Below are 24,824 nucleotides of genomic sequence, written 5' to 3'. Positions count from 1 at the left end.
TTACAAATGGCAACTAATTTTGCGTTCATTAAGTCCGATAAAAAATTGATTAAACTTAATTTTAATGAAATAAAAGTCATTAAAGGTTTGGGGAATTATGTTGAAATTATCACTACCACAAATAAGAAATATAGTTATTACAAATCTTTAAAAGAGTTGATTGATACATTGCCCGATGAATTCATGAGGGTGCATAATTCTTATATTGTTAATCTTACTACTATTGATTCTTTTCAAGACAATCATTTATTATTATCTGGTAGTAAGATTACTGTAGCTAAGAGTTATCGAGAATGCCTTACACTTAGAATTAATAAGTTAATGCTTTGACATGATACATAAATGGTAGTGTCATCTAAATAAAAAATCAAACCAAGTAAATAAAATTTTTTTCAGACTGAATTAAATGGCATTAGTTTGTTCTCAGATAGTTTTATAAAAGAACAATTTTTAACTAATGATACTAATTATGCCAAATAAAAAAATGAATACCGAACAACCCAATACTGATAATTTATTTCCTTTGATTGAGGATGTTTCAACGATTGAAGGACTAATGAAGGCTTTTTACGAAGTAGTCTCAGGTGAAGCGGGTGAAGTTAGACAATGGAAAAGAGATGCTTCTCTTCATAATTCAAAAGCCATTTATTCTTATTATTCAATGATTAATGGAGAGTCTAAACAGCTAACATTATCACTAAAAGACTTTCAAAAAGAAACAGATTTAATGGTTTTAGAAACCCCTTTTTATGAAAATGAAATTAATAGAGAAGTAAAAATTTTTGGTAATATAGCTAATGTTTGGAGTACCTACGAAACCAGATTAGAAAAAGGAGGAGAGGTAGTAAGACGAGGAATAAACAGTTTGCAACTTTTTTATGCTAATAACAAATGGGAAATTATATCTTTAGTTTTTGATAAGGAAACTGAGAGAAATAAGATTCCGCAAACGTTCAAGGCAAGCTGTAACTTTAAAATAAAAAAAATCCGCTCAAGATTACTCCCAAGCGGATTTTCTACAGTAAAACAACTAAAAAATTATAGGATAGCAAGTTCTTGCATGCAAGTTTTCATCATTTGGTACGTACGTTCAATATCATTGTCAAGTCCTATAGAAAAACGAATCAAACCATCTGTTAATCCCATTTCGGCTTGTTCTTCCATCGGAATTTCACTTGATGTAGAAGTTCCAGGAGCGCTAAACAACGTTTTATAAAATCCTAAACTTACTGCTAAGTACCCTAGGTTTTTAGACTGCATTAACTCCATCAAAGCATTGGCCTTAGCCAGAGAACCTACATCTAACGTCATCATCCCTCCAAAACCATACTCATGATTAATCATCGATGCATATATTTTATGACTCGGGTGACTTGCTAAACCTGGATAAACAGTTTTTAGTCCGTCTTTCTCAAAACGTTCTGCTAGGTAAGCCGCATTGTAACTGTGCTGTTTAATTCTCAAGTGCAATGTGCGCATGTTTTTCATCACACTCGCTGAGCGCATACTGTCCATTGTAGGACCTAGTAGCATACTTGCACCACTATTTACATCTTTCAAACTGTTGATGAATTCTTGTGACGCACAAGTGACACCACCCACAGTATCGCTACTTCCGTTGATGTATTTTGTTAAAGAATGGATCACAATATCAGCACCTAATTTAGTAGGTGTTACTGATAATGGAGAGAACGTATTGTCTACCACTAAAGTTAAATTGTGTTTTTTGGCAATTTTAGACAATCCAGCAATATCAGCAACTTCCAGTAATGGGTTACTCACCGTTTCGCAATAGAGCACTTTAGTATCTGGCGTAATTGCAGCTTCAACTACATCTAGTTTTGTAATGTCTACAAACGCTGTTTTGATCCCCATTCTAGGAGCAAAATTCTTCAAGAAAGCGTATGTACCTCCATAAATGGTTCTGCTTGATACGATGTGATCGCCAGTACCGCACAATTGCAATAGCGTAGGCGTGATCGCTCCCATTCCTGAAGCCGAAACATTGGCAGTTTCTGTTCCTTCCATTGCTGCCAAGGCTTTGTCAAGGTACAAGTTACTAGGCGAGGAGTGGCGGGAGTACAAGTAACAGCCTTCCATGTTCCCTTCAAAAGTATCAAACATTGTTTTTGCTGATAAAAAAGTATAGGTCGATGAGTCAGAAATGGATGGGTTTACACCACCAAATTCACCAAAATACTGTAAATCCTGAATGTTGTCTGCGGGATTAAAATTGCTCATATATTATTTTTTAAATTAGTTTTTAGTAGCTATTTCCAGCTCCCGAAAGCTTTCGGGACGCTATATTCCTGATAAATAAAAACTACAGCTTAAAAAAAGCTTTGTTTTTCTACATCGGGAGATGCCGCTTCAATCTGGGCTAGGGATCTTGTGTGATCAAGAAACTTATATCAAATTAAGGAATTTGTAGATTAATAATCAATGAGTAGTGTTAAATATAGATTTTTAAACTACTTATGTGTATTTTTGTAATTATATTTTCTATTTAAGAATACTCAGTGAGATTATAATAGATTATATTTCTATTATTATAAAACGAACGCAATGACTTTAGATCCAACCGATAAGAAATTACTGCTTTTGCTACAAACGGATAGTAAAAGAACCACAAAGGAACTTTCGATAAAACTGAATCTTTCGGTTACTGCTGTTTATGAACGCATCAAGAAATTAGAACGGGAAGGCATTATCGATAAATATGTAGTATTACTCGATAAGGAAAAAGTTGACAAAGGTTTTATCGTTTTTTGTCATTTAAAACTCATCCAGCACACAAAAGATTTTTTAACCATATTTGAGAGTCAGGTCACCCAGCTTCCTGAAGTTTTAGAGTGCTATCATGTAAGTGGTGATTACGATTATATTTTAAAAATAGTTGTTAAAGACATGAAAGCGTATCGCGAGTTTTTAGTCACTAAACTAACCACCTTACATCATATTGGGAGTACTCAAAGTACCTTTATGATTAATGAAGTGAAAAACACAACAATAGTTACGATTTGAGAATTATAAGACTGCTAAATAGGAATCCAAATGAAAAATAATTACTATTTGAGTAAATTCGTAACAAAAAAGCATGACTTTAAACTTTAAACAAAACTTAATTCCTTAATTTTGTATCTCGAAAATTAATTTACATAAAAAAATATACTATGAGTTCATTTGACGTAGTCATTATAGGTTCTGGTCCAGGCGGATATGTGTCAGCTATTCGTTGTGCACAACTAGGCTTCAAAACAGCAATTGTAGAAAAATATTCTGCTCTAGGTGGAACATGTCTTAATGTAGGATGTATTCCTTCAAAAGCGTTGTTATCGTCTTCGCATCATTATGCCGAAATTAAGCATTTTGAAGACCACGGAATCGAACTTACTGGTGAAGTAAAGGTTAACTTGGCTAAAATGATTGAGCGCAAGCAAGCAGTCGTTGACCAAACATCTGGTGGTGTAAAATACCTAATGGATAAAAACAAAATCACTGTTTTTGAAGGGTTGGGTTCTTTTGTAGATGCCACTCATGTTGCTATTGCAAAAGCTGACGGAACATCAGAAACAATTGAAGCTAAAAATATTATTATTGCTACAGGTTCTAAACCATCTTCTTTGCCTTTTATTACCATTGATAAAGAAAGAGTGATTACTTCTACTGAAGCATTAAAATTACCTGAAGTACCTAAGCACCTTATCATCATTGGTGGTGGAGTTATTGGTATTGAATTAGGACAAGTATACCTACGTTTAGGAGCGCAAGTTTCTGTAGTGGAATATATGGACCGTATCATTCCTGGAATGGATAGTTCATTGTCTAAAGAGTTGACAAAAGTATTAAAGAAGCAGGGAATGAAATTCTACGTTTCTCACAAGGTAAAATCCGTTGAAAGAGCGGGTGACATTGTTACTGTTCAAGCCGAAAATGCTAAAGGAGAAACAATCACTCTTGAAGGAGATTACGCTTTAGTAGCTGTTGGACGTAGTCCTTATACTGCTGGATTAAATGCAGACAAAGCTGGTGTAAAATTAACTGATAGGGGGCAAGTAGAAGTTAACGATCATTTACAAACTAATGTACCTAATATCTACGCAATTGGTGATGTAGTTCGTGGAGCTATGTTGGCACACAAATCAGAAGAAGAAGGAACAATGGTTGCTGAATTATTAGCAGGGCAAAAACCACATATTGATTATAACTTGATTCCTGGTGTTGTATATACTTGGCCAGAAGTGGCTGCTGTAGGACAAACGGAAGAGCAGTTAAAAGCAGCTGGTATTGCTTATAAATCTGGAAGTTTCCCTTTCAAAGCATTAGGACGTGCGAGAGCAAGTGCTGATTTAGATGGATTTGTAAAAATTCTTGCTGATGCAAAAACAGATGAGGTGCTAGGAGTTCACATGATTGGAGCTCGTTGTGCTGATTTAATTGCTGAGGCTGTAGTGGCAATGGAATACAAAGCATCTGCTGAAGATATTTCTAGAATGTCACACGCTCACCCTACTTTTGCGGAAGCAGTAAAAGAAGCGGCATTAGCAGCAACAGATAACAGACCAATACACGTATAGGTTAAACGATCATTATATATTAGAAACCGCCAAATTGTATTTGGCGGTTTTTTTATGCTTTAGGATTAAATTATATAAACTTCAAATTAAATTCTATAAATACTTAATTAGGATCAGTTACTACCTTTACTAAAAACAAACACTATGAAAAAGAGATATGTAGCAGGTACTTTGGCTTTAGTTGGAGTTGGACTTCTTCTTAATTCTTGCGCAAGCAAAACCATTCCTGAAAAAGCAGTAGCAGTTCAAAATTTTGATAAAGAGAAATACTTGGGTAAATGGTATGAAATTGCCAGACTGGATTTTAAATTTGAAAAAGGATTAAATAACACCACAGCCGAATATTCATTAAAGGATAACGGAATGATAAAAGTGGTGAATAGAGGTTATAATTTAAAAAAAGAAAAATGGCAAGAAAGCACTGGTAAAGCTAAATTTGTAGGCGATGAAAATGTAGCGATGCTTAAAGTATCATTCTTTGGTCCTTTCTATGCGGGGTATAACGTGCTTGCAATTGATATGGATTACAAATACGCACTTGTATCTGGTGATAGTCTAAAGTACCTATGGATTTTATCTCGTGAAAAATCAATTCCACTAGAAATTACCGCGGAGTATTTGCAAATAGCAAAAGAAATAGGATATCAAACAGATGATCTAGTGTGGGTGCAACATACTTAATATGGGATAAATAAAAAACCGACTCTTAATTAGAGTCGTTTTTTTTTTAGGTATTAATTATTCCATTTTAAAAAGACCTTTGTAATTCTCCCAATGAGTAAATATCAAAAAAATATTTCCCACAAATACAAAAATTGCTAGTGGCAAATTCTCAGGTGTCAGGAAATAATTAATCAATAAAATATTTAGAGTAACCGGAAAAATAACAAGATTAGCTAGAGTTGTAAATTTTCCTGTGACAAAAGATAATCCACATAATAATTCTACGGCTTTCGCCAAAGGCATTAAATAAGTAGAGGCGATAAGTCCAACCTGAAAGGCTTTAAACTCTCCTGTAGATGCGGGCTCTGGGCTTAAATGGAAAAAGTAGCTGACAGAAGTGAATAAGAATAAAAGTCCTAACAACGTTCGGATAATAATAATGGCAATTTTCATAATATATAGGTTTTTAGGTTACTTAACTAAAACGAATGCTATTCTATTTTAATTGGCACCCAAACTATTAACCCTATTATAAAAGTGTCAATCAATAAAACTACTTGGAACGATCTATTTATAACGTGTTGTTATATAGTAGCTTATTGTAAATTTACAAAAAAAGAACTGATTTTTAAGAGTATCAGTCAATTATCAATTTGGTACATTATAATAATTACACGGAATCTATTTCCGTGTAATTATTTTTAAGTTGTACTATTCCTTTTTTAAATACTTTTTATAAAGAAAAAAACCACCTAAAGCCAATAGAATCAACCACCATATTTGAATTAAAAACACTAATATATCTAATAAAACATTCCATCCTGTTTTAACCGAATCGAATAGTCGAATCCCAATGTTAGGTTTGTAATCATTATAATCTTTACTATTTGCTACCATAGTTTGCTTCACCGTTTCACGCTGGTATATTTCAAGAGTAAGTGTGCTAAAATTAACTTGATCCTGCATTGATAAGTTATTCAATTTAGCATTGTCATTCTGTTCTTTTTTGTCAGCTAAGGTCTCCTCAGCGTTCATGACGTCATTGATTTTTGCCCCTTTCGTAGCAATTGCGTTTTCAACTCTTTTTTCGGTGCTGCTTCCACGGTTTTGTGCTAGTTTATTCGAAAGTATTTTTAGTGAAACATCATCAGCTTTTATAAGACGATAATCTAAAAAATCAATTTGCTTGGCAATACTTTTTATAACAGTATCAAGGCGTGTATTGGGAACTCTAATAGTTATGTTGTTGATTACATTATATCGAATGGTTTCTAGCGTACTGTCTTGACTAACTTTAGAGGCAGTTTCATTAATAATATTACTTTGTAAATTAGTGTAAATAACAAATCCATCAAATTTATTAGTGATGTTTTCAATTACATAAGTTGACTGAGGAACATTTTTTACTTTAAATTTAATATCGGCAGTACGAATGAATTTCCTATCGCTTCCTGGTTTTTCTACCGCTGCTGATGATGAGATACTATCAGCAGACACTGATGAACTTGCTTGTTCTTCAGCATATTCTTCTCTGGACTCATTTTTTTTACAACTAGTCATTAAGCTAATTGTTGCTAATAATAAAAAGCTACATTTTGCGATTTTGGTCATGGTTTTTTGGGGATTTAACAGGAATGTTTGTTTTGTTTCTAAGAGAATTATTTACCAAATATACTACTAAGTTTTAGTAGGAAAAATCTTTTTTGGTAATTATTTAACTATAAACTAGTTTTATGTACACTCTTCTTGAGAAGCCATTTTTTTTATTGTAATTTTACTTTTTTTAAAATAGTACCTTGAGAACATCCTTTATACAAGACATAGCGCACTTAGCCAACTTCAAAAAACAACTTTTAATATGGGCACAACAGTTTCAAGAAGTTAGTTTTTTAGACAGTAATGATTACCAGCAAGATTATTCTAGTTACGACTGTGTCTTAGCAGTTGATGCTTTTACTGCTATAAAAACCGACTCATACAACGCCTTTGATGATTTAAAACAATACCAACAAACCACTAAGGATTGGATTTTTGGTTACTTGTCCTATGATTTAAAAAATGACGTAGAGCAATTACAATCTAATAATTTTGACGGACTCGATTTTCCAGAGTTGTTTTTTTTTCAACCTAAAAAAGTATTCCTAATCAAGGGACAAACTGTAGAAATGGTTTACCTAAATATGTGTGATGATGAGGTTGATGAGGATTTTTTAACCATTCAAAATACCACAATTTATGAAACCCTAACAGTAGATAAAGTCAATATTACTGCCCGCGTTTCTAAAGAGGAATATTTAGATAAAATTACTAAATTGCTCAAACATATAAATCATGGAGATTGCTACGAAGCTAATTTTTGCATGGAATTTTATGCCAAAAATGCTACTATTGAACCGCTAGATAGTTATTTTAAACTTAACGAAATTTCGAAACCTCCATTTGCGGTGTTTTTTAAAAATCACCATAATTTTTTACTTTCAGCATCTCCAGAAAGGTATCTTAAAAAAGAAGGTGAAGTATTGATTTCGCAACCTATAAAAGGAACTGCAAAACGTTTTACTGATATTAAAGAAGATGAGAAATCTAAAAAAGAACTTTCAGAAGATCCAAAAGAGCGTGCCGAAAATATTATGATCACTGACTTGGTAAGAAACGATTTATCACATACTGCACAAAAGGGATCAGTAAGCGTTACGGAGTTGTGCGGGATGCATTCCTTTATGCAAGTACATCAAATGATTTCTACCATTACCTCTAAATTAGATTTTCAATATACTGCTGTAGATGCTTTAAAAACAACGTTCCCAATGGGCAGTATGACTGGCGCACCTAAGGTTTCGGTTATGAAAATAATTGAAGAGCTTGAGGTTACAAAACGCGGGTTATACAGTGGCGCTGTAGGCTATTTTACTCCTCAAGGAGACTTTGATTTTAATGTAGTTATCCGTAGTATTTTGTATAATAAAAAAAATAAATATGTTTCTTTTTCAGTAGGGAGTGCCATTACAGCGCTTTCGATTCCTGAAAAGGAGTATGAGGAATGCCTGCTTAAAGCAAAAGCAATGCATGAAGTCTTGCAATAAAACATTCAAGTTATTAGATTCATTTTTAATCTTTAAATATAAAAAATGTTAGATAAACTTAATAAACATATCGCTCATAATTTTCCTTTTTTAGCCAATAAAAAATTGCTTTTAGCAACCAGTGGTGGCTTAGACAGTATGGTTATGGTGCACATGTTACAACAATTGGATTTAGATATTGCTATTGCACACTGTAATTTTCAGTTGCGCGGTGTAGATAGTTTTGAAGATCAAAAATTTGTCCAAGAATATGCTGATGGTAATCAAATTCCAGTTTTAATTACCCAATTTGATACAGTGGCTTTCGCCAAAGATTACAAAGTTTCAACACAAGTTGCCGCGAGAGATTTGCGATACAATTGGTTTTATGAACTTTTAGACACGGAAGGTTTTGATTATATCCTTACAGCACACCACGCAGATGATAATCTAGAAACTTTTTTAATTAATTTAAGTCGCGGAACCGGTTTAGAAGGGTTAACAGGAATTCCAGAAGAAAACGGAAGTATTATTCGCCCGTTATTACTTTTTTCGCGTAATGAAATTTTGAAATTTGCTAAAGACAACAAAATCGAATGGAGAGAAGATAGCAGTAATGCCTCAGATAAATATTTACGTAATAAAATTCGCCACCATGTTGTTCCGTTATTAAAAGAAATCAATCCACAATTTATGGAGGCTTTTCAAAAAACACAAATGTATTTACAGGAAGCTTCTGAGTTAGTTGAAGATGCGTCAATTATGGTATACCAACAAGTAGTGTCGCAGCAAGAGGATGATTTTCATATTAATTTAAAGGAATTATTAAAACTACCTAACTACAAGTCATATTTATACCAATGGCTTCATGAATTTGGATTCACCGCTTGGGATGATGTGTATAATTTAGTAGATAGTTTGTCAGGAAAACAAGTTTTTGCGTCTGATTATAGATTATTAAAAAATAGAGGTGTTTTAATTTTGAGTAAAATTAATGAAGATGCAGCAACCGAAGGTTATTTTATCCATGAGGATCTGCAAGAAGTTAATATTCCCTTAAAAATGACCTTTTCTAAAGTAGATGCAACTGCCTTTGATTCAAATAGAATTATATTTGTTGATTCAGATAAATTGACGTTCCCTTTAGAAATAAAACGTTGGCAAGAAGGCGATTCTTTTCAGCCATTTGGTATGAACGGAAAGTCGAAAAAACTTAGTAAATTTTTTAAAGACGAAAAATTATCACTGATAGAAAAAGAACAACTTTGGATTTTATGGTCTGGAGAAAAAATTGTTTGGATTATAGGCTTACGCCAAGACGAACGTTTTAAAATATATACTACAACACAAAATAAATTAAAAATAGCATTAGAAACAGAAAGCTAATGTTCCTGAATAACAAATAAAATAAGTACTTGCTTTATGAATAAAAAACTATATTTTTTGCTCCTAGCGTTGTTGGCTTTCGCCAATGTGAATGCTCAAATGTTAGACCCAGCTAAATGGACTACTAAAATTGAAAAAAAATCAGCCAATACTTTTCTACTAACTTTTGATGGTACAATTGAAAAGGAATGGCATTTGTATTCTCAATTTACTCCAGATGGTGGACCGCTGCCTCTTGAAGTGATTTTTAAGAATGCAAAGGGGAATTTTACCTTAGTTGGAAAAGCAAAAGAAAGTAAAACGAGAACTGCTTTCAACGATATTTTTGAAGTTAACGAAACGTTTTTTGAAAAGAAAGCCCAAATTACACAAGAAATTAAAGTAACCAACCCAAATTTTACAAAAGTAGAAGTAGAGTTGAACTACCAAGTTTGTAAGGATGTGTGTATTAATATGGAGAAGAAATTCACTTTTGTTTTGCCAGTAAACACATTATCTTCGGCTTTAAATCCTGATACAAAAACAACTGAAACAATAATAGCTGAAACAGCAGTTTTAGACACATTAAAAAAAGATTCCCTACAACCTAGTTTAGGAACGAGTAATGTAGTCATTGCAGATACTCCAGCAGCAATTGAAAAAACAGCTAATAAAAGTGAAAAAAGAGGGTTATTGTCAATATTTTTTCTTGCTTTTTTAGGAGGTTTAGCAGCATTAATGACACCTTGTGTTTTTCCAATGATTCCCATGACGGTAAGCTTCTTTACCAAGCAAAGTAAAACAAAAGCAAAAGGAATTAGTAACGCCATCATTTATGGTGTTGCTATTATTTTAATTTATGTGATGCTAGGATTCCTAGTAACCTGGGTTTTTGGTGCCGATGCTTTAAATGCATTATCAACTAATGTGTGGTTTAATGTTATTTTCTTTGTTTTATTAGTAGTTTTTGCGGCTTCATTTTTGGGTGCTTTTGAAATTATGTTGCCTAATTCATGGGCAAATAAAGTAGACAATCAGGCAGATAGAGGCGGGATAATCGGGATTTTATTTATGGCATTGGCGCTTGCTATAGTATCTTTTTCTTGTACTGGTCCTATTGTAGGGACGTTATTAGTTGAAGCAGCTTCTAACGGCGGAATAGCTCCTGTAGTTGGAATGTTTGGTTTTTCTTTGGCTCTAGCCTTACCGTTCATGCTTTTTGCAATGTTTCCAGGCTGGTTGAATTCTTTACCTAAATCAGGTGGATGGTTAAATACCGTTAAAGTGTTTTTAGGATTTTTAGAATTGGCTTTAGCTTTTAAATTTTTATCAAATGCCGACTTAGTACTGCAATTGCACTTGTTAGAAAGAGAAGTTTTTCTAGCCATTTGGATTGCTATATTTGGAGTTTTAGCATTGTATTTATTTGGAAAAATAACATTACCACACGATAGTCCATTACCACATATTTCAGTAGGAAGATTAATGATGGGATTACTTGTGCTTACATTTACGGTGTATTTAATTCCGGGACTTTGGGGAGCACCTTTAAAAATTATAAGTGCTTTTCCACCACCAATGGAATACAGCGAAAGCCCTTTTGGAATAGGTAATTCTTCTCGGAGTAACTCAGCGGTTATTTTACCAGAAGGAGCAAAAAGTGGTCCACACGGAATTGTAGTTTTTGATGATTATGAAAAAGGTTTGGCTTACGCCAAAACAATAAGTAAACCAATCATGCTAGATTTTACTGGGTATGCATGCGTAAATTGCCGTAAGATGGAAAACAATGTATGGTCTGATATTGATGTTTTAAAGCTATTAAAAAATGAGGTGGTAGTGATTTCATTGTATGTAGATGATAAGCGGGAGTTGCCTAAAGAACAGCAATTTGTTTCTAAGAAAACAGGATCAGAAATTGAAACAATAGGAGATAAGTGGACAGATTTTATGATTAGTACGTATAAAACCAATACACAGCCTTTATACGTTTTAACAGATTTAGAAGGGAATAGTTTAAACCAAGAAAAACCTACTATAAGTTACGTAGGAGTAACAGAATATGAATCTTGGCTAAAATCAGGAATAGCAAATTTTAAAAAATAAAAAAAATCCAATCATATAATTATGATTGGATTTTTTGGTTTTACAAAGGAGCTGTATAATTATAATTTTTATAGGTATTCTCCATGTTGTGAGATGTCTAAACCTAATTCTTCTTTGTCTTCACTTACTCTTAGTGGTGTGATTTTGTTCACAATAAAGAAAAGGAAATAAGAAGCAGTAAATGCAAATACAGATACAATCACTAAAGCTGTTAATTGATTGATGAATAAGGTGGTTTCTCCAAAGATAAGCCCTTGATCAGTTACTGCTGGGTTTATTTCTTTTGAAGCAAATACACCTGTTAATAGCATTCCAGTCATTCCGCCTACACCATGACAAGCAAAAACATCTAATGCATCATCAATTTTATCTCTTTTATGAAATTTACCAACCATAATATTACTTACAATACTACTGAAGATACCTATAAAAAGTGCGTTTGGTATGCTTACAAATCCGGCAGCAGGAGTAATCGCAACAAGACCTACAACGGCACCAATACAAGCTCCCATTGCAGATACTTTATGCCCCAGAATTTTATCAAAGAAAACCCAAGCCATTCCAGCTCCCGCAGCAGCAACCGTAGTTGTTCCTAAGGCTTGTACAGCTAAACCATTTGCAGCAAGAGCAGATCCAGCGTTGAAACCAAACCATCCAAACCATAATAATCCAGTCCCTAATAATACGTAAGTAATACGTGCAGGATTTGGTTTTTGTCCTTTTCTTTTTCCTAAAAACATAGCTCCTGCTAATGCAGCCCAACCAGCACTCATGTGAACTACGGTTCCTCCAGCAAAATCTAATACACCCATTTTATAGAATAACCCATCTTCATGCCAAGTCATGTGACAAAGAGGAGTGTAGATTACTAGGATAAATAAAACCATAAATAACATATAAGCCCAAAAACGAATACGCTCTGCAAAAGCACCTGTAATAAGTGCAGGAGTGATAATTGCAAATTTTGCTTGAAATAATGCAAAAAGCATGAATGGAATGGTACCCCATGCTGTTTTTATTCCTACGTTTTTAAACATAAAATAATCTAACGGATTACCAATGATACCTCCAATTGAAGTTCCAAATGATAAACTGAATCCAACAATTACCCATAAAACAGTAACGATTATCATTGCCATGTAACTTTGTAACATCGTACTAATAACATTTTTCTTTCCTACCATTCCTCCGTAAAAGAAACCTAGGCCAGGAGTCATTATTAAAACTAAAGCAGTTGCTACAATCATCCATGCTGTATCCCCAGTATCAAATTTTATAGGTTCAGAAGGAATAGGATTGCTGGTCATTAAAAAATTGGTACATACAGTTAGTACCAAAAGAGTTATTAGAATAACACTTAAAACAATTTTTCTCATAGGTTGGTTCGTTTTTTTAAACAAAAGTATAAAATGATTCAACACCCCTGATGATATTAATTACAATGTCATTATTTTTATGTATTTTTCATTTTGACCCCTATTTTTTTGCGGGTATGCTTGTTAGGGATGTTTTAAAACCTATTTTTATGGCTTATTCTAAAATAAAGTATTCTCATTTTTTGCTTTTTTTAGATATAAAACAAAAAAATAGACAACTTATCAGGAGATAAATTGTCTATTTTAATTAATAATAAACCTAACTGCTTGTTTATGATTTACTTTTGGTTGTATTTTTCTTTATAAATGTCATTCAATTTTGATTGATGATTTTCTAATGATAATAATCTACCCTGAATATAAGCTTTTGACAATTTGTTAGTTCGCATGTCTAATGCGTCCCCTTCTGAAATGAATAATGTAGCATCTTTTCCTTGTTCTAAAGTTCCACAGAAAGAATCAATTCCAAGTAATTGTGCAGTATTTGATGTAATTAACTGCAGTGCCTGCTCTTTGTCTAATCCATAAGCAGCGCATGTACCTGCAAGAAAAGGGAGGTTACGCGTATTCATGCGTTCCATATCACCACTATTTTCAAGGCCTACAACAATACCTTTCTCAGTTAGCATTTTAGCCATTTTATAAGGTAAGTTTACATCTTGATCATCAAACTCAGGCATGTCGTGTACGCGTCTTAATAAAACACCAATGGAATTACTTTTTAATAATTCAGCACATTTATACGCTTCAAAACCACCAACTATTACAACTTTAGAAATACCAATTTCTTTAGCCATTTTAATTCCATCAATGATTTGTAATTCATGATCTGCATGAAGAAATAAGGTTTGTGTGCCATCAAATAAGCCTTTTGTAGACTCAAATACAAGGTTTCTCTCATTTGCAGTAGCTAGTTGGTATGCTTTTGCATTCGATAAAAAAGTACGAATTTCATTGATTTCTTTTGCGTAATCTTTGTTTAAGGAAGCACTTCCAGGCTCAGCCCACCAACCACTGCTGTTGTAAATAGATGGAAAGTTCAAGTGGATACCATCATTTTCTTTGATTACGCCATCTTGATAGCTCCATGAATCTAATTGCACTATAGATGATGTTCCAGAGATAGTTCCGCCACGAGGAGTGATTTGTGCCATTAAAATTCCGTTAGGTCGCACGGTTTCAATAACTTTTGATTCGGCATTATAAGCAATTAAACTACGCACATTAGGATTCATTTCGCCTATTTCACTCTGATCATCAGATGATTTTACAGCGTCAATTTCGACCAAACCTAACGTAGAATTGGGAGCAATAAAGCCAGGATAGATGTGTTTTCCTGTAGCGTCAATTGTTTCATCATAAGCTCCAGTTGCTAATCTAATTAAAGAAGCATCGGCTACTAAAGTTAATTTCCCATCTTTAAATCCAATTGCGCTATTATCGATAATTTTCCCGTTACCTAAATGTGCCGTTCCGTTCAAAATCAGGATAGATTTTGTTTGTTTTTTTGCAGGAGCGTGCTGTGCAAATAGCGATGCACTAAAAAGCAAAGTGAGAATATAAGTGTATTTGCTCATGTTTTTTTGAGTTATATTTTTAAAATTGTGATTCATCAGTTTAAGTTTTTAGTATTGTTCTAAAGTATCACAATGGTATTCTTTTTTATCTTTTTTCTTAGGCTCTTGAGTTTTCATTCCTTTATTTTTTTCCTCTAGCATTTGCCCTATAAGTTGGTTTCTTTCTTTAGCAATTAAAACTCTTTTTTCAGCATCTTTTGTAGTGTCATAATAAACAACACCTTCAATGATTGTTTTTTCTGCTTTGGCGTAAATAGACAAAGGGTTCTCGTTCCAAAGAACGATATCAGCATCTTTACCTATTTTAATACTTCCCACTTTATCGTCAATATGTAATAATTTTGCTGGGTTTAAAGTGACAAACTTCCAAGCCTCTTCTTCAGAGATAGCGCCATATTTCACCGCTTTTGCAGCTTCTTGATTTAATCTTCGAGACATTTCGGCATCATCTGAATTATAAGCGACTATTAATCCTGCATTGTGCATGATAGGTCCGTTGTACGGAATAGCATCATTTACTTCAAATTTATAAGCCCACCAGTCAGCAAATGTAGAAGCTCCTGCACCGTGTTCTTTCATCTTGTCAGCTACTTTATATCCTTCAAGAATGTGCGTAAATGTGTTTATTTTAAAATCAAATTTTTCTGCTACGCTCATCAACATCAATATCTCTGACTGAATGTAAGAGTGGCAGCTAATAAAGCGTTCTTTATTAATGATTTCAGCTAATGTTTGTAATTCTATATCTTTTCGAGGTGCTTTTTGTTTATTCTTTTTTCCGCTAGAATTATAGGCCTTCCATGCAGCATCATATTCTTTTGCACGTTGAAAATAATCCATATATACTTGCTCAACACCCATTCTAGTTTGTGGGAATCGGGTAGGGTTGTCTATTCCCCAATTAGCTTGTTTTACATTTTCACCTAAAGCAAATTTTATAAATTTAGGAGAGTCTTTATAGATCATTTCCTCTGGAGCGCTTCCCCATTTCCATTTTACAATTGCAGATCGACCACCAATAGGATTTGCAGATCCATGGAGTAATTGCGAGGTAGTTACTCCACCTGCCAGTTCTCTGTAGATATTGACATCATCTGAGTTAACAACATCTTCAATTGTAACTTCGGCACTGGAGTTATGACCGCCTTCATTTACCCCTCTAGAAATCGCTATATGAGAATGTTCATCGATAATCCCGCTTGTTAAATGCTTTCCTTTAGCATCAATAACTGTTGCACCCGCATCAGATAAATTTTTACCTATTGCAGTAATTTTTCCATTTTTAACTAACACATCGGTTTCTTCAAGAATTCCTTCTTTTTCATTTGTCCATACCGTAGCATTCTTGAATAATAAAATTTCTTGTTTGGGTTTTTCTACATTTCCAAAAGCTAAGTTGGGATAGGTAAGTGGAATAAGTTCAATATTTTTATTGACAGCTGTAGAATCAATTTTCTTTACAAAAGGAGCTGTTTTAGTAGCAGTCCAAATAGATTCTTTACCATCAAATGAAATGGCTTTACCCGAAATGTTTTGACTGTTATCTAAATAAGCTGTTAAGCGATCAAATTTTACCGCTGTAGTATCTTTGGCACTTATGATTAGTGAAACCCAATTGTTAGTAACGCTTAGTTTTGTGTTTAATTTTTCGGTTTCTGTAACTGAAAGTTCTGAATTTGGAGCAGCGATTTCGCCGTTAATCTTCCACTTATAGGATTTATTATCTAAACTCAATGTATACTCACCACGAATATCTTTTACCGTTCGATCAGTAATCACATATTTAGCACCTTGAACCCAATTTTCATAAATTACGGTTTCCTTATCAAATAATTCACCAGAGGTAATTAAAAAATTAGCTAAGCTCCCTACTTTCAAACTCCCAATTTCATCACTTCTACCTAATAATGCAGCAGGAATAGTAGTTAGTGATTCAAGCGCTTTCTTTTTATCAAAACCATACTGAATTGCTTTTAAAAGATTGGTTCTAAAATCTTCCAGTTTTTTTAAATTATCAGTTGTTAGAGCAAAGGTTATTCCGTTATCCGAAAGAACTTTTAAATTTGTTGGTGCTTGATTCCATGCTAATAAATCAGCAAAATCTAATTGACTTGCTTGATAAGGATTAGAAACATCAAAAGCTTCTGGAAAATTTATTGGAATAATAAATTTAGCATTTGTCTTCTTAATTTCTTCAATTCGTTCATATTCATTTCCACCACCTTTCATGATGTAGTTTAAACCAAATTCAGACGCAAGTTTGGCTGCTCTTAAACTATTTAATTTATCTTCGGTAGCGAATACTTGAATTAGTTTTTCATTTTTGATTAAAGCATCAAGTGATAAATCTTTTGTAGTAGCGTTACCTTTTTTGTACCAATCTAAGTCATAATACATTTGGCGAAGCAAAGCCATCATTCCCATCAAAGAACTTGGATACGCTTGATTTGAAGTGACGCTTCTAGTAAAACTAAAATTGTTACTTATTTTATCAGCAAGTAAGCGGTTGCTTTGTTCTTCGTTATTTAAAGCAATTAGCGTTCCGGTTCCTTGCGCTACACCATCATTGATGTGCGTGGCTACAACACCAAAACCCGCTTTTAATAACTCTTCGGCTTTTGTAGTATCATATTTAAAATTTTGATAGGCATCTGCTTCCGGTTTTATGTGCTCATTCCAGTAATACCCTTCTTTTTTAGTGTCATAAAGAGGATCTTGACTGCGCTCTGTTCGTTTTGGTTTTTCGATTCCAAAGCTAGAATACATATCTATAAAATTAGGGTAAATGGATTGTCCTTCGAGATTAATTGAAACCGAATTTTTAGGAATAGTAATAGCAGTTCCTACGGCAACGACTTTTCCGCTTTGGATCAATAAAGTTCCTTTTTCAATTATTAGTGAAGGGGAAACGATAATTTTAGCATTGGTAAAAGCCGTATAATTATTGTTTTTGTGTTGAATACTTTCATTGTTTGGAAAATATTCCTGTGCATTAATTTTTGGAATAAAAATCAATAGAAATAGTAGGGAAACGATTCTTTTCATGTGGTTTTAGTTAATTTGTAATAAAAATAAACATTCAACTGAGAAAAGAGCAAAGAATTTAAACAATTAACACTTGTTCGTCACATAAAACGAATCTTTGTGTTTTTCGAAAAAAAAAAGGGAAACGAATTTAATTTTCATTTCCCTTTTTAAAAGTGTATTACTGTTATCCAATCGTTTTCTGGATATAATCAGAATTTAAGAGGTAAAGTGCCCCCATGTATTTTATTTTGAAAGAGACTAAATCTCCAATTTTGTATTTTTGCTTCGAGTTAGAAATATCAATAACAAGCATGTCTGAACTAGCGTCAATAATAGTAATTGATTCGTCTTCAGGTTCTATATATTGTGGTTGCATGTCTAGTAAACCAATGTCTAATATTGCTCTTAGAGATGTTTCACCTAGATCATCATCAGCATTCATTATGTATGAAGTTCCTACACCGCTTTCTCCCAATTCTCCAATAGGAGCGTCAGGTTTTTCGGTAATTTCGATTATTTCTGAGTATAATTTAAAAACATCGTTGTGCATTCCTTCAATTGTGTCACCAGTAAAAAGGTCTTTACCAAAGAACAATGCTTCTCCTATCCTAAAATGATTCACTGCCATAGGACGTGCATTTTTTAGTAATAACGGAATCGCAACGGATGTTCCTCCAGAAACCCATGGAATACTAATGTTGAATTTAGCTTCAATTAATTGTTTGTATAAACTTAATTGAATCAATTTATCTTGCGTAGGCATGATACCGCTCAAACAGTTCAAGTTAGTACCAATTCCTAGAATCTCAATATTAGGTAATTTTAAAATATTACCATAAAACTCTATTAGCTCTTCACCCATAACACCTTCACGCAAATCACCCATTTCAATCATAATAATGATTTTATGAATTTTATTTTGTTTTTGTGCTTCTTTAGAAAGCATTTCGATGGTATAAATTTCAGTATTAAAACTTACATCAGCATAACGTACAATGTTTTCAATACTTCTTTTTGCAGGTGGCTTGATATAAACCGTTTGTATCGTAGGGTCTAAGGCTTTAATTTTTCTTAGATTACTTACTCTTGAATCGTGAATTTCTCGCACACCCAGGGCAATTATTTCTTTTAGGTATATTTTGTTTCCACAAAGTAGTTTTGACACCACGCCCCACTGTATGTTTCTAGCTTTAAAGATTGTATCTAGAAATTGATAATTCTCTTCTAATTTTTTTCTATATAATTTTATAAACGCCATTATATTATAATTTTACGCGGAATCGTTTTTGCTATTCGGGTTAATAATTCATAATTTAATTGATTACTAAAATCACTAAAAGAAGATACAGAAACCGTAAGTTCTTCTTGTGTCCCTATTAAAACAACTTCGTCATCTTTTTTTACTGTTTCGATGTCAGTAACATCAACAGTCATCATATTCATATTTACTGATCCTACTACAATGCAACGCTGCCCATTAATTAGCACTCGCCCTTGATTACTCAAAGAACGACTATAACCATGGGAATATCCTATAGGAATAACTGCTATTTTCATATTCCTTTCGGCAAGAAAACTCGTTCCATATCCTATAAAATCACCAATACTTACTTTTTTAACGCTCATCACACTACTTTTCCAAGTAATAACTCGCTTTAAAGGGTCTGTTTTATTTTTTTTAGTATTTAAAAAATTGACAAATACCTCTGGACTAGACCATAAACCATATTGCATAATTCCTATACGCACCATATCCATACGGGTTTCAGGAAACATAATCGATGCAGCTGAACAAGCAGAATGTTTTATTTCAGGACGTAAATCATTATTACAAAGATATTGATAAATTTCTTCGAATTTTTTGATTTGTTTGTCTACGCGGTAATAATTTGCAATGCTTTCTGCACCAGCATAATGTGTACAGAGTCCTTTGAAGTAAAGGTGTTCCTTTTCTTTCTTAAGGTAAGGAATAATACTTGTAAGTTCTTTTTTTTCAAAACCAGTTCGGTTCATTCCCGTTTCAGCTTCAATATGAATGATTGCTTGTTTTTTTAACTTTTTGGCTGCACGAATCGCTTGATTTAATCTTATTTTATCAAATACAAAAAATTCTACGTTATTAGCAACTACCCATTCCATATCTTGTTCTTGAACGAGTCCCATTACCATAATAGTAACTTGATCAAATAGGGTTTCTTTAACGACTTTTGCCTCTTCAACATCAAAAACAGAGAAATGAGTTACCCCACAATCATAAGCCATAGAGACAAACTCTCTAACACCGTGACCGTAAGCATTACCTTTTACCACAGAGGAAAGGACTACTTTTTTTCCAAATGTTTTTTTTAAGAAATTGATATTGTTTTGATATGCCGAACGGTTGAGTTCGATAATCGAGTTAGTGTGCATTTAATATTTGTTTACTAATTGTATGAAAAACAGTAACTCCTGTTGTAATTATTTCATCAGGAAAATCATAATCTGGATTGTGTAGAGCGGGAGTATCAGTACCTGAACCTAAACCGAACATCGCACCCGGAAATTGCTGTGTAAAAAGACCAAAATCTTCTCCCCATGTAAATGGAAACTGTTTTTCGAGCAGGTCAAAATCATTTGAATTTGCTGCAGCTCTAATATGGTTGGCAACAGTCTCATTATTTTCATTTGCTTGAAAGCTTTCTACCCAATTTATTGAAGGTAATAATTGGTGTTGATTAGCAATTTCATTCACTATATTTTCTAAAGTACGTTCTACTTTTCTCATTTGTAAGTTGCTGTTGCTTCTTACTGTAAAATGAATTTCACCATCACCCGCTGATACGCCATAGGCTTTTGTTCCTATTCGAGTATAAATAGGAGTAACGAGGCAGTAATTTTCTTTAGAAAGATCCGTTTGAATCTGGTTGTTAAATTCGGTTATTATTGCTGCAATAGCTAAGGTAGGATTGATTCCTTTTTCAGGTTCTCCAGCGTGAGCCGTTTTTCCTTTTAATTGAATAATCATACTATTAACGGCACAGGTAAAAGTGCCGTTTTTAATAATAATTTGATGTTTAGGATATCCTGGTAAATTGTGTAATGCAAAAGCAAAATCAGGTTTTACGCCAAATTTTGGATCGTTAAAAACTTTTTCGGCACCACTTCCATCTTCTTCGGCAGGTTGAAAAAGTAAAATTACAGTTCCTGATTCAGGCCTTTGATGATGGAGTTCCACAGCTAATCCACAAAGAATTGCCATATGTCCATCGTGGCCACATTTATGAGAAACGCCATCAAAAACAGAATGATAAGAAAAAGTATTAATCTCCTCAATAGGTAAAGCATCAAGTTCACATCTAAAAAGCACTTTTTTACCTGGTTTCTTTCCGTTATAAATAGCAATTATGCCGTTGTTCCCCACTTCCGTAATCATTTCGTCAGGAGGATATTCATTAAGAAAAGAAACAATGCGTTGTGCCGTGTTTACTTCTTTGCCAGATACTTCAGGATATTGATGTAAGGTTTTACGCAACTCAGTAAGTAGCGTTAAACTTGACTTTTCCTTTTTCATTTTGTTGTTATTTTACTAATCGCATTTCTAGGTACTTGTTTGTAAAACCTAGTTTTTCGTATAATTTTTTAGCAGGATTATTTGGTTCTACGTGTAATGCAATGTTTCCTTCAGCAGTAGCGATGGCTTTTTCCATTAATTGTTTTCCGTAACCTTTACCACGTTGGCTATTGTCAACGGCAATATAAACCAAGATGTTTTCAGGGATAAAATCTTTCATTCCTGTATTGTTTAAAATCACAACACCTACAATTTTACTATTGTCTAATCCTACCACAATATTTCCGCCTTTATCAGGGTTCATAACGTAGTCTATACATTTAAGAATGTCAGCTACTTTGTCTCCGTACTCTTCTAAATGAGTAAAAAGAAACTCAGCAATTACTTGATTTGTATAAGTTTGATCAGCTCCTGTAGCTGCGTTAATTATTTTGAATTCCATTTTGTTTATTGTTTTTGTTATAATGATAAAGTGATATTGTTACAAATAAAATCAATGACACCGAAATACCATAGGCGTTAGCATCCAGGTGTTCGGGTAATTTTATTCCTAAAGGTAATTCATTTTCGCTGATAATTAAAAAAATTGTTGTGCTTCCGCCAAGGAGCATGCTCCAAAATGCTGCTGTAGGATGGCTTTTTTTCCAAAATAAAGCACCAATAACGGGAACAAATAATCCCGAAACCATAAAGGCATAGGAGTAAAGCATTAGTTCTAGCACGTTTTGCATTTGCGAAGCTAAAAGAATAGCAAAAAAACCTACGAGTAAGGTTACTATTTGCGAAAGCTGCAGTTCTTTTTTATGACTTAATTCTTTTTTAGAAAACTTAGCAATAATATCCGTTACGATATTTCCTGAAGCTGCCATTAAACAGCTATCAGCAGTAGAAAGTATCGCCGAAAAATAAGAAGAAAGCATCAATCCCATTAAACCTACAGGTAAAATAGTTGCTAGTAAAACAGGCAATCCCATTTCACTATCCATTGAAGCAGCATCAGTAATTCCGGTAAACATTCCTTTAGTAGCCGCGACTTTTGCAAGCATACCTAAAATAACTCCCATAAATGCCATGATAGGCCACTCAAAAACTCCTGCGATTATCCAGGCTTTTTTAGCCTCTTTCTCGCCTTTACTTGCATAAATCCTTTGATACAGTGTCATTCCCACAAACCATATGGGAATAATGGTAATGGACCAGTTTACGATTTGATGCCAAGAAACATTGGTAAGAGAGAGGTATTCTGGTGGTAAAGTTGCTTTTATCGCATCATATCCTCCTACTGCATTGTAAGCAATAGGAATTCCTATGAAAACCAAACCACCTATTAAAATTAGCCATTGTATTGTATCGGTATAAATTACTGCTTTTAACCCTCCAATTGCAGTGTAAATTACTGCAATTAATCCCATCACGATTAAAGCGGTTTGTAAATTCAATCCATCTATGGTTGCTGATGCTAATTTGGCTCCAGCTAAAACCTGAGAACTAGTAAAACCAATATAACCTATAGCCGATATAATTCCTGCTAATAGCGCTACTCTAGGCGTATAAAAATGATTGAATATTTGTGGGAAAGTAAAAAATTTATGTTTGTGACCTAAATGACTTACTTTCGGAATCAGGTAAACAGCGCTTAACCATGCGCCTAACAATCCTGTAAAAAGCATCCAAGAACCTGAAATTCCCATTGTAAAACCAAGTCCACCTAATCCAATCGAGAAACCGCCACCTACGTCAGTAGCAACAACTGATAAACCTATGTGCCAACTACTCATATTCCGACCACTTACGTAAAAGTCTTCGGCTGTTTTATTTTTGTTATAAAAATAGACTCCAACACCTAGCATAGCTAGCATGTAAACAACAAAGATTATATAATCTATTGGATGCATTTTTCGTATTTTAGGATTATTTAGCAGCCTGTAAAAGGAATTTTTCCTGAGGCAAAAGATGCAATTATTTGCAGTTGATTTATGATTTTAAATTGCTTTCCAAGGTTAGGAAATTAGATAAAAATAGGTTTTACAAAATAGGCGTAAAAACCATTTTTTTGACCTAAAAATCAATTAAATCTGGGCAAATATAAGAAAATATAACCATAATGCTATTAAAACAACATGAAGCTAATTTTAGCGTACTGTTATGTGCGCTGTTTTTCAGGTTTAATTTTCGATAAAAAGCACTAAATAATTTATATATATTGGGCTGAAACTACCTGTCAAAAGCAAACAAATCAACGTCGGTTGGGTTGCCTAAATACAAATCTTTTATCATCTCAGCTGCAATAACGCTAAACGTGATTCCGTTGCCTCCATAGCCTAACGCAAAGTACATGTTAGGGTGGTCTTTATGTTCGCCAATAAAGGGTAAGCCGTCTTTAGTTTCTCCAAAAGTTCCACACCAATAAAAGTCAATTTCTATTTTACTATCAGGGAAAAACTTTTTAAAGCGTTTTAAAATGGCTTCGTTTTTTTGCTCCATTAATTTGTCTCTTCGTTTTGGATCCTGAAAAGGTTCGTCAAATCCACCAACCATAATGCGGTTATCACTTGTAGTCCTAATATAAATATACGGTCTTGCTGTTTCCCAAATCAAGCATTTCTCATTCCAGAAATCTTCTTCTTTCATGGGCTTACTAACAATAACGTAGGTGGAGTTGAGCTGCATTACTTTTTCATTCAATAAAGACTCCGACTCAAAACCAGGTGCTGCGACTATTTTTTTAGCCTTAATAGTATTTTTCTTTTGGGTGTGTGCTAGAATGTGGTCATTTTTATTTTCGATTTTCACAATATCAGTGTGACTATAAATAACTAGTCCAGAGTTCTTTTTATGATAATCTAAAATAGCATTGCAAAGTTTAAAAGTATCGATCTGTGCAGAGCAGTCATTATATAAAGCTCCTTTTTTATCAATATTGAATTTGGTCTTCAATTGTTTTTGATTTAAAAAAGTAACGGGTAAGCCGTGTTTTTTTCGAATAGTATATTCCTTTTCTAAATCTTTCAATCCAGCAGCATTTGAGGCAATATAAAGACTCGATCTCCAATTGAATTCTCCGTCTATTTTTAATTTTTTAATGATTTTTTCGAGGGTGTAAATAGACTCTAAACATTTTTTATAGGCTTTAACAGCATTTTCTTCGCCAACTTTTTCGATTAAATCAAAAAGAAAAGTGTCTATTTCGTATTGCAATTGCGCGGTACTCGCTGTGGTGCTTCCTGTGGAGGACATTCTTTTATCAGCAATAACACATTTTACACCTGCTTCACATAAAAAATGTGCCACTAAAGCTCCGGTAATTCCAGAACCTATAATGAGAACTTCAGTTGTAATGTTTGTGTCTAATGTGGCATAGTCATTTGATAGGCCATTTTTTATTAACCAAAAAGGGAGTCCAGATTTTAAGTCCATGATGTCGATTTATTAGAATTGATTTTTTGATTAAAATTACACTTATGGTGGATATTCTTTTTTCACAATATTCCTTTTATTTTATAAGATTTTAAGGAGGGTTC

19 protein-coding genes are annotated in these 24,824 nt (G+C 33.5%); 7 read left to right on the top strand and 12 right to left on the bottom strand.

The annotated features are described in order from the left end of the window. The first annotated feature begins 6 nt into the window (after window positions 1–6). Entirely contained in the window at window positions 7–330 is a 324-nt protein-coding gene (locus HNP99_RS14900) for a LytR/AlgR family response regulator transcription factor (protein ID WP_173854188.1), read from the top strand. Window positions 331–1,038: 708 nt separating this feature from the next. On the opposite strand, the gene HNP99_RS14895 is transcribed toward HNP99_RS14900, so the two are convergent. After that, entirely contained in the window at window positions 1,039–2,241 is a 1,203-nt protein-coding gene (locus HNP99_RS14895) for an aminotransferase class I/II-fold pyridoxal phosphate-dependent enzyme (RefSeq protein ID WP_173854187.1), read from the bottom strand. Window positions 2,242–2,565: 324 nt separating this feature from the next. Between HNP99_RS14895 and HNP99_RS14890 the strand changes: the two genes are divergently transcribed. From HNP99_RS14890 to HNP99_RS14880, 3 genes are all read left to right on the top strand, one after another. Then, on the top strand, window positions 2,566–3,024 hold the full coding sequence (locus tag HNP99_RS14890; protein ID WP_173854186.1) for an Lrp/AsnC family transcriptional regulator: 459 nt from the start codon (window positions 2,566–2,568) through the stop codon (window positions 3,022–3,024). A gap of 149 nt (window positions 3,025–3,173) precedes the next feature. Continuing rightward, complete coding sequence (lpdA, locus tag HNP99_RS14885; protein ID WP_173854185.1) at window positions 3,174–4,577, top strand: dihydrolipoyl dehydrogenase; 1,404 nt, start codon at window positions 3,174–3,176, stop codon at window positions 4,575–4,577. 144 nt (window positions 4,578–4,721) lie between these two features. After that, complete coding sequence (locus HNP99_RS14880) at window positions 4,722–5,258, top strand: lipocalin family protein (protein ID WP_173854184.1); 537 nt, start codon at window positions 4,722–4,724, stop codon at window positions 5,256–5,258. Window positions 5,259–5,315: 57 nt separating this feature from the next. On the opposite strand, the gene HNP99_RS14875 is transcribed toward HNP99_RS14880, so the two are convergent. Together HNP99_RS14875 and HNP99_RS14870 are read right to left on the bottom strand one after the other, a co-directional pair. Continuing rightward, window positions 5,316–5,693, bottom strand: a complete 378-nt coding sequence (locus HNP99_RS14875; RefSeq protein WP_173854183.1) for a DoxX family membrane protein — start codon at window positions 5,691–5,693, stop codon at window positions 5,316–5,318. A gap of 258 nt (window positions 5,694–5,951) precedes the next feature. Beyond that, window positions 5,952–6,851 (bottom strand): DUF4349 domain-containing protein, encoded by a 900-nt coding sequence (locus HNP99_RS14870; RefSeq protein ID WP_173854182.1) that lies wholly within the window; start codon window positions 6,849–6,851, stop codon window positions 5,952–5,954. Between the two features lie 185 nt (window positions 6,852–7,036). On the opposite strand from HNP99_RS14870, the gene HNP99_RS14865 reads away from it, so the two are divergent. Genes HNP99_RS14865 through HNP99_RS14855 form a run of 3 tightly spaced genes read left to right on the top strand, consistent with a single transcriptional unit; the run spans window position 7,037 to window position 11,773 of the window. Beyond that, window positions 7,037–8,323: an anthranilate synthase component I family protein gene (locus HNP99_RS14865; protein ID WP_173854181.1), complete on the top strand. Its 1,287-nt coding sequence runs from the start codon at window positions 7,037–7,039 to the stop codon at window positions 8,321–8,323. A 45-nt stretch (window positions 8,324–8,368) separates the two neighbouring features. Next, window positions 8,369–9,688: a tRNA lysidine(34) synthetase TilS gene (gene tilS, locus HNP99_RS14860; RefSeq protein WP_173854180.1), complete on the top strand. Its 1,320-nt coding sequence runs from the start codon at window positions 8,369–8,371 to the stop codon at window positions 9,686–9,688. 36 nt (window positions 9,689–9,724) lie between these two features. Further along, complete coding sequence (locus tag HNP99_RS14855) at window positions 9,725–11,773, top strand: protein-disulfide reductase DsbD family protein (protein WP_173854179.1); 2,049 nt, start codon at window positions 9,725–9,727, stop codon at window positions 11,771–11,773. 68 nt (window positions 11,774–11,841) lie between these two features. On the opposite strand, the gene HNP99_RS14850 is transcribed toward HNP99_RS14855, so the two are convergent. The 9 genes from HNP99_RS14850 to HNP99_RS14810 all read right to left on the bottom strand — a co-directional run bounded on the left by HNP99_RS14850 (window position 11,842) and on the right by HNP99_RS14810 (window position 24,720). Beyond that, window positions 11,842–13,149: an ammonium transporter gene (locus tag HNP99_RS14850; RefSeq protein ID WP_173854178.1), complete on the bottom strand. Its 1,308-nt coding sequence runs from the start codon at window positions 13,147–13,149 to the stop codon at window positions 11,842–11,844. A gap of 278 nt (window positions 13,150–13,427) precedes the next feature. Beyond that, window positions 13,428–14,726: an amidohydrolase family protein gene (locus tag HNP99_RS14845; protein WP_173854177.1), complete on the bottom strand. Its 1,299-nt coding sequence runs from the start codon at window positions 14,724–14,726 to the stop codon at window positions 13,428–13,430. A gap of 48 nt (window positions 14,727–14,774) precedes the next feature. Next, window positions 14,775–17,771, bottom strand: coding sequence for an amidohydrolase family protein (locus HNP99_RS14840; RefSeq protein ID WP_173854176.1), 2,997 nt, complete (start codon window positions 17,769–17,771; stop codon window positions 14,775–14,777). A 166-nt stretch (window positions 17,772–17,937) separates the two neighbouring features. Further along, a complete protein-coding gene (locus tag HNP99_RS14835; RefSeq protein WP_173854175.1) occupies window positions 17,938–19,011 on the bottom strand; it encodes an alanine racemase in 1,074 nt (357 codons plus the stop codon). Beyond that, window positions 19,011–20,162, bottom strand: coding sequence for an alanine racemase (alr, locus tag HNP99_RS14830; RefSeq protein WP_173854174.1), 1,152 nt, complete (start codon window positions 20,160–20,162; stop codon window positions 19,011–19,013). Before alr ends, HNP99_RS14835 begins: the two co-directional genes overlap by 1 nt. Beyond that, a complete protein-coding gene (locus HNP99_RS14825) occupies window positions 20,152–21,303 on the bottom strand; it encodes an amidohydrolase (protein WP_173854173.1) in 1,152 nt (383 codons plus the stop codon). Before HNP99_RS14825 ends, alr begins: the two co-directional genes overlap by 11 nt. Before the next feature lie 7 nt (window positions 21,304–21,310). Beyond that, on the bottom strand, window positions 21,311–21,745 hold the full coding sequence (locus tag HNP99_RS14820) for a GNAT family N-acetyltransferase (RefSeq protein WP_173854172.1): 435 nt from the start codon (window positions 21,743–21,745) through the stop codon (window positions 21,311–21,313). Beyond that, window positions 21,726–23,198 (bottom strand): sodium:solute symporter family protein, encoded by a 1,473-nt coding sequence (locus HNP99_RS14815; RefSeq protein ID WP_173854171.1) that lies wholly within the window; start codon window positions 23,196–23,198, stop codon window positions 21,726–21,728. The genes HNP99_RS14820 and HNP99_RS14815 overlap by 20 nt, the downstream gene beginning before the upstream one ends. Before the next feature lie 319 nt (window positions 23,199–23,517). After that, on the bottom strand, window positions 23,518–24,720 hold the full coding sequence (locus tag HNP99_RS14810; RefSeq protein ID WP_173854170.1) for an NAD(P)/FAD-dependent oxidoreductase: 1,203 nt from the start codon (window positions 24,718–24,720) through the stop codon (window positions 23,518–23,520). Window positions 24,721–24,824: the final 104 nt, after the last annotated feature.

The organism is Flavobacterium gelidicaeli (assembly GCF_013294005.1).
Taxonomy (GTDB): Bacteria; Bacteroidota; Bacteroidia; order Flavobacteriales; family Flavobacteriaceae; genus Flavobacterium.
Note: the sequence above shows the minus strand (reverse complement) of the source record. Positions and strands in the feature narration are given on the sequence as shown.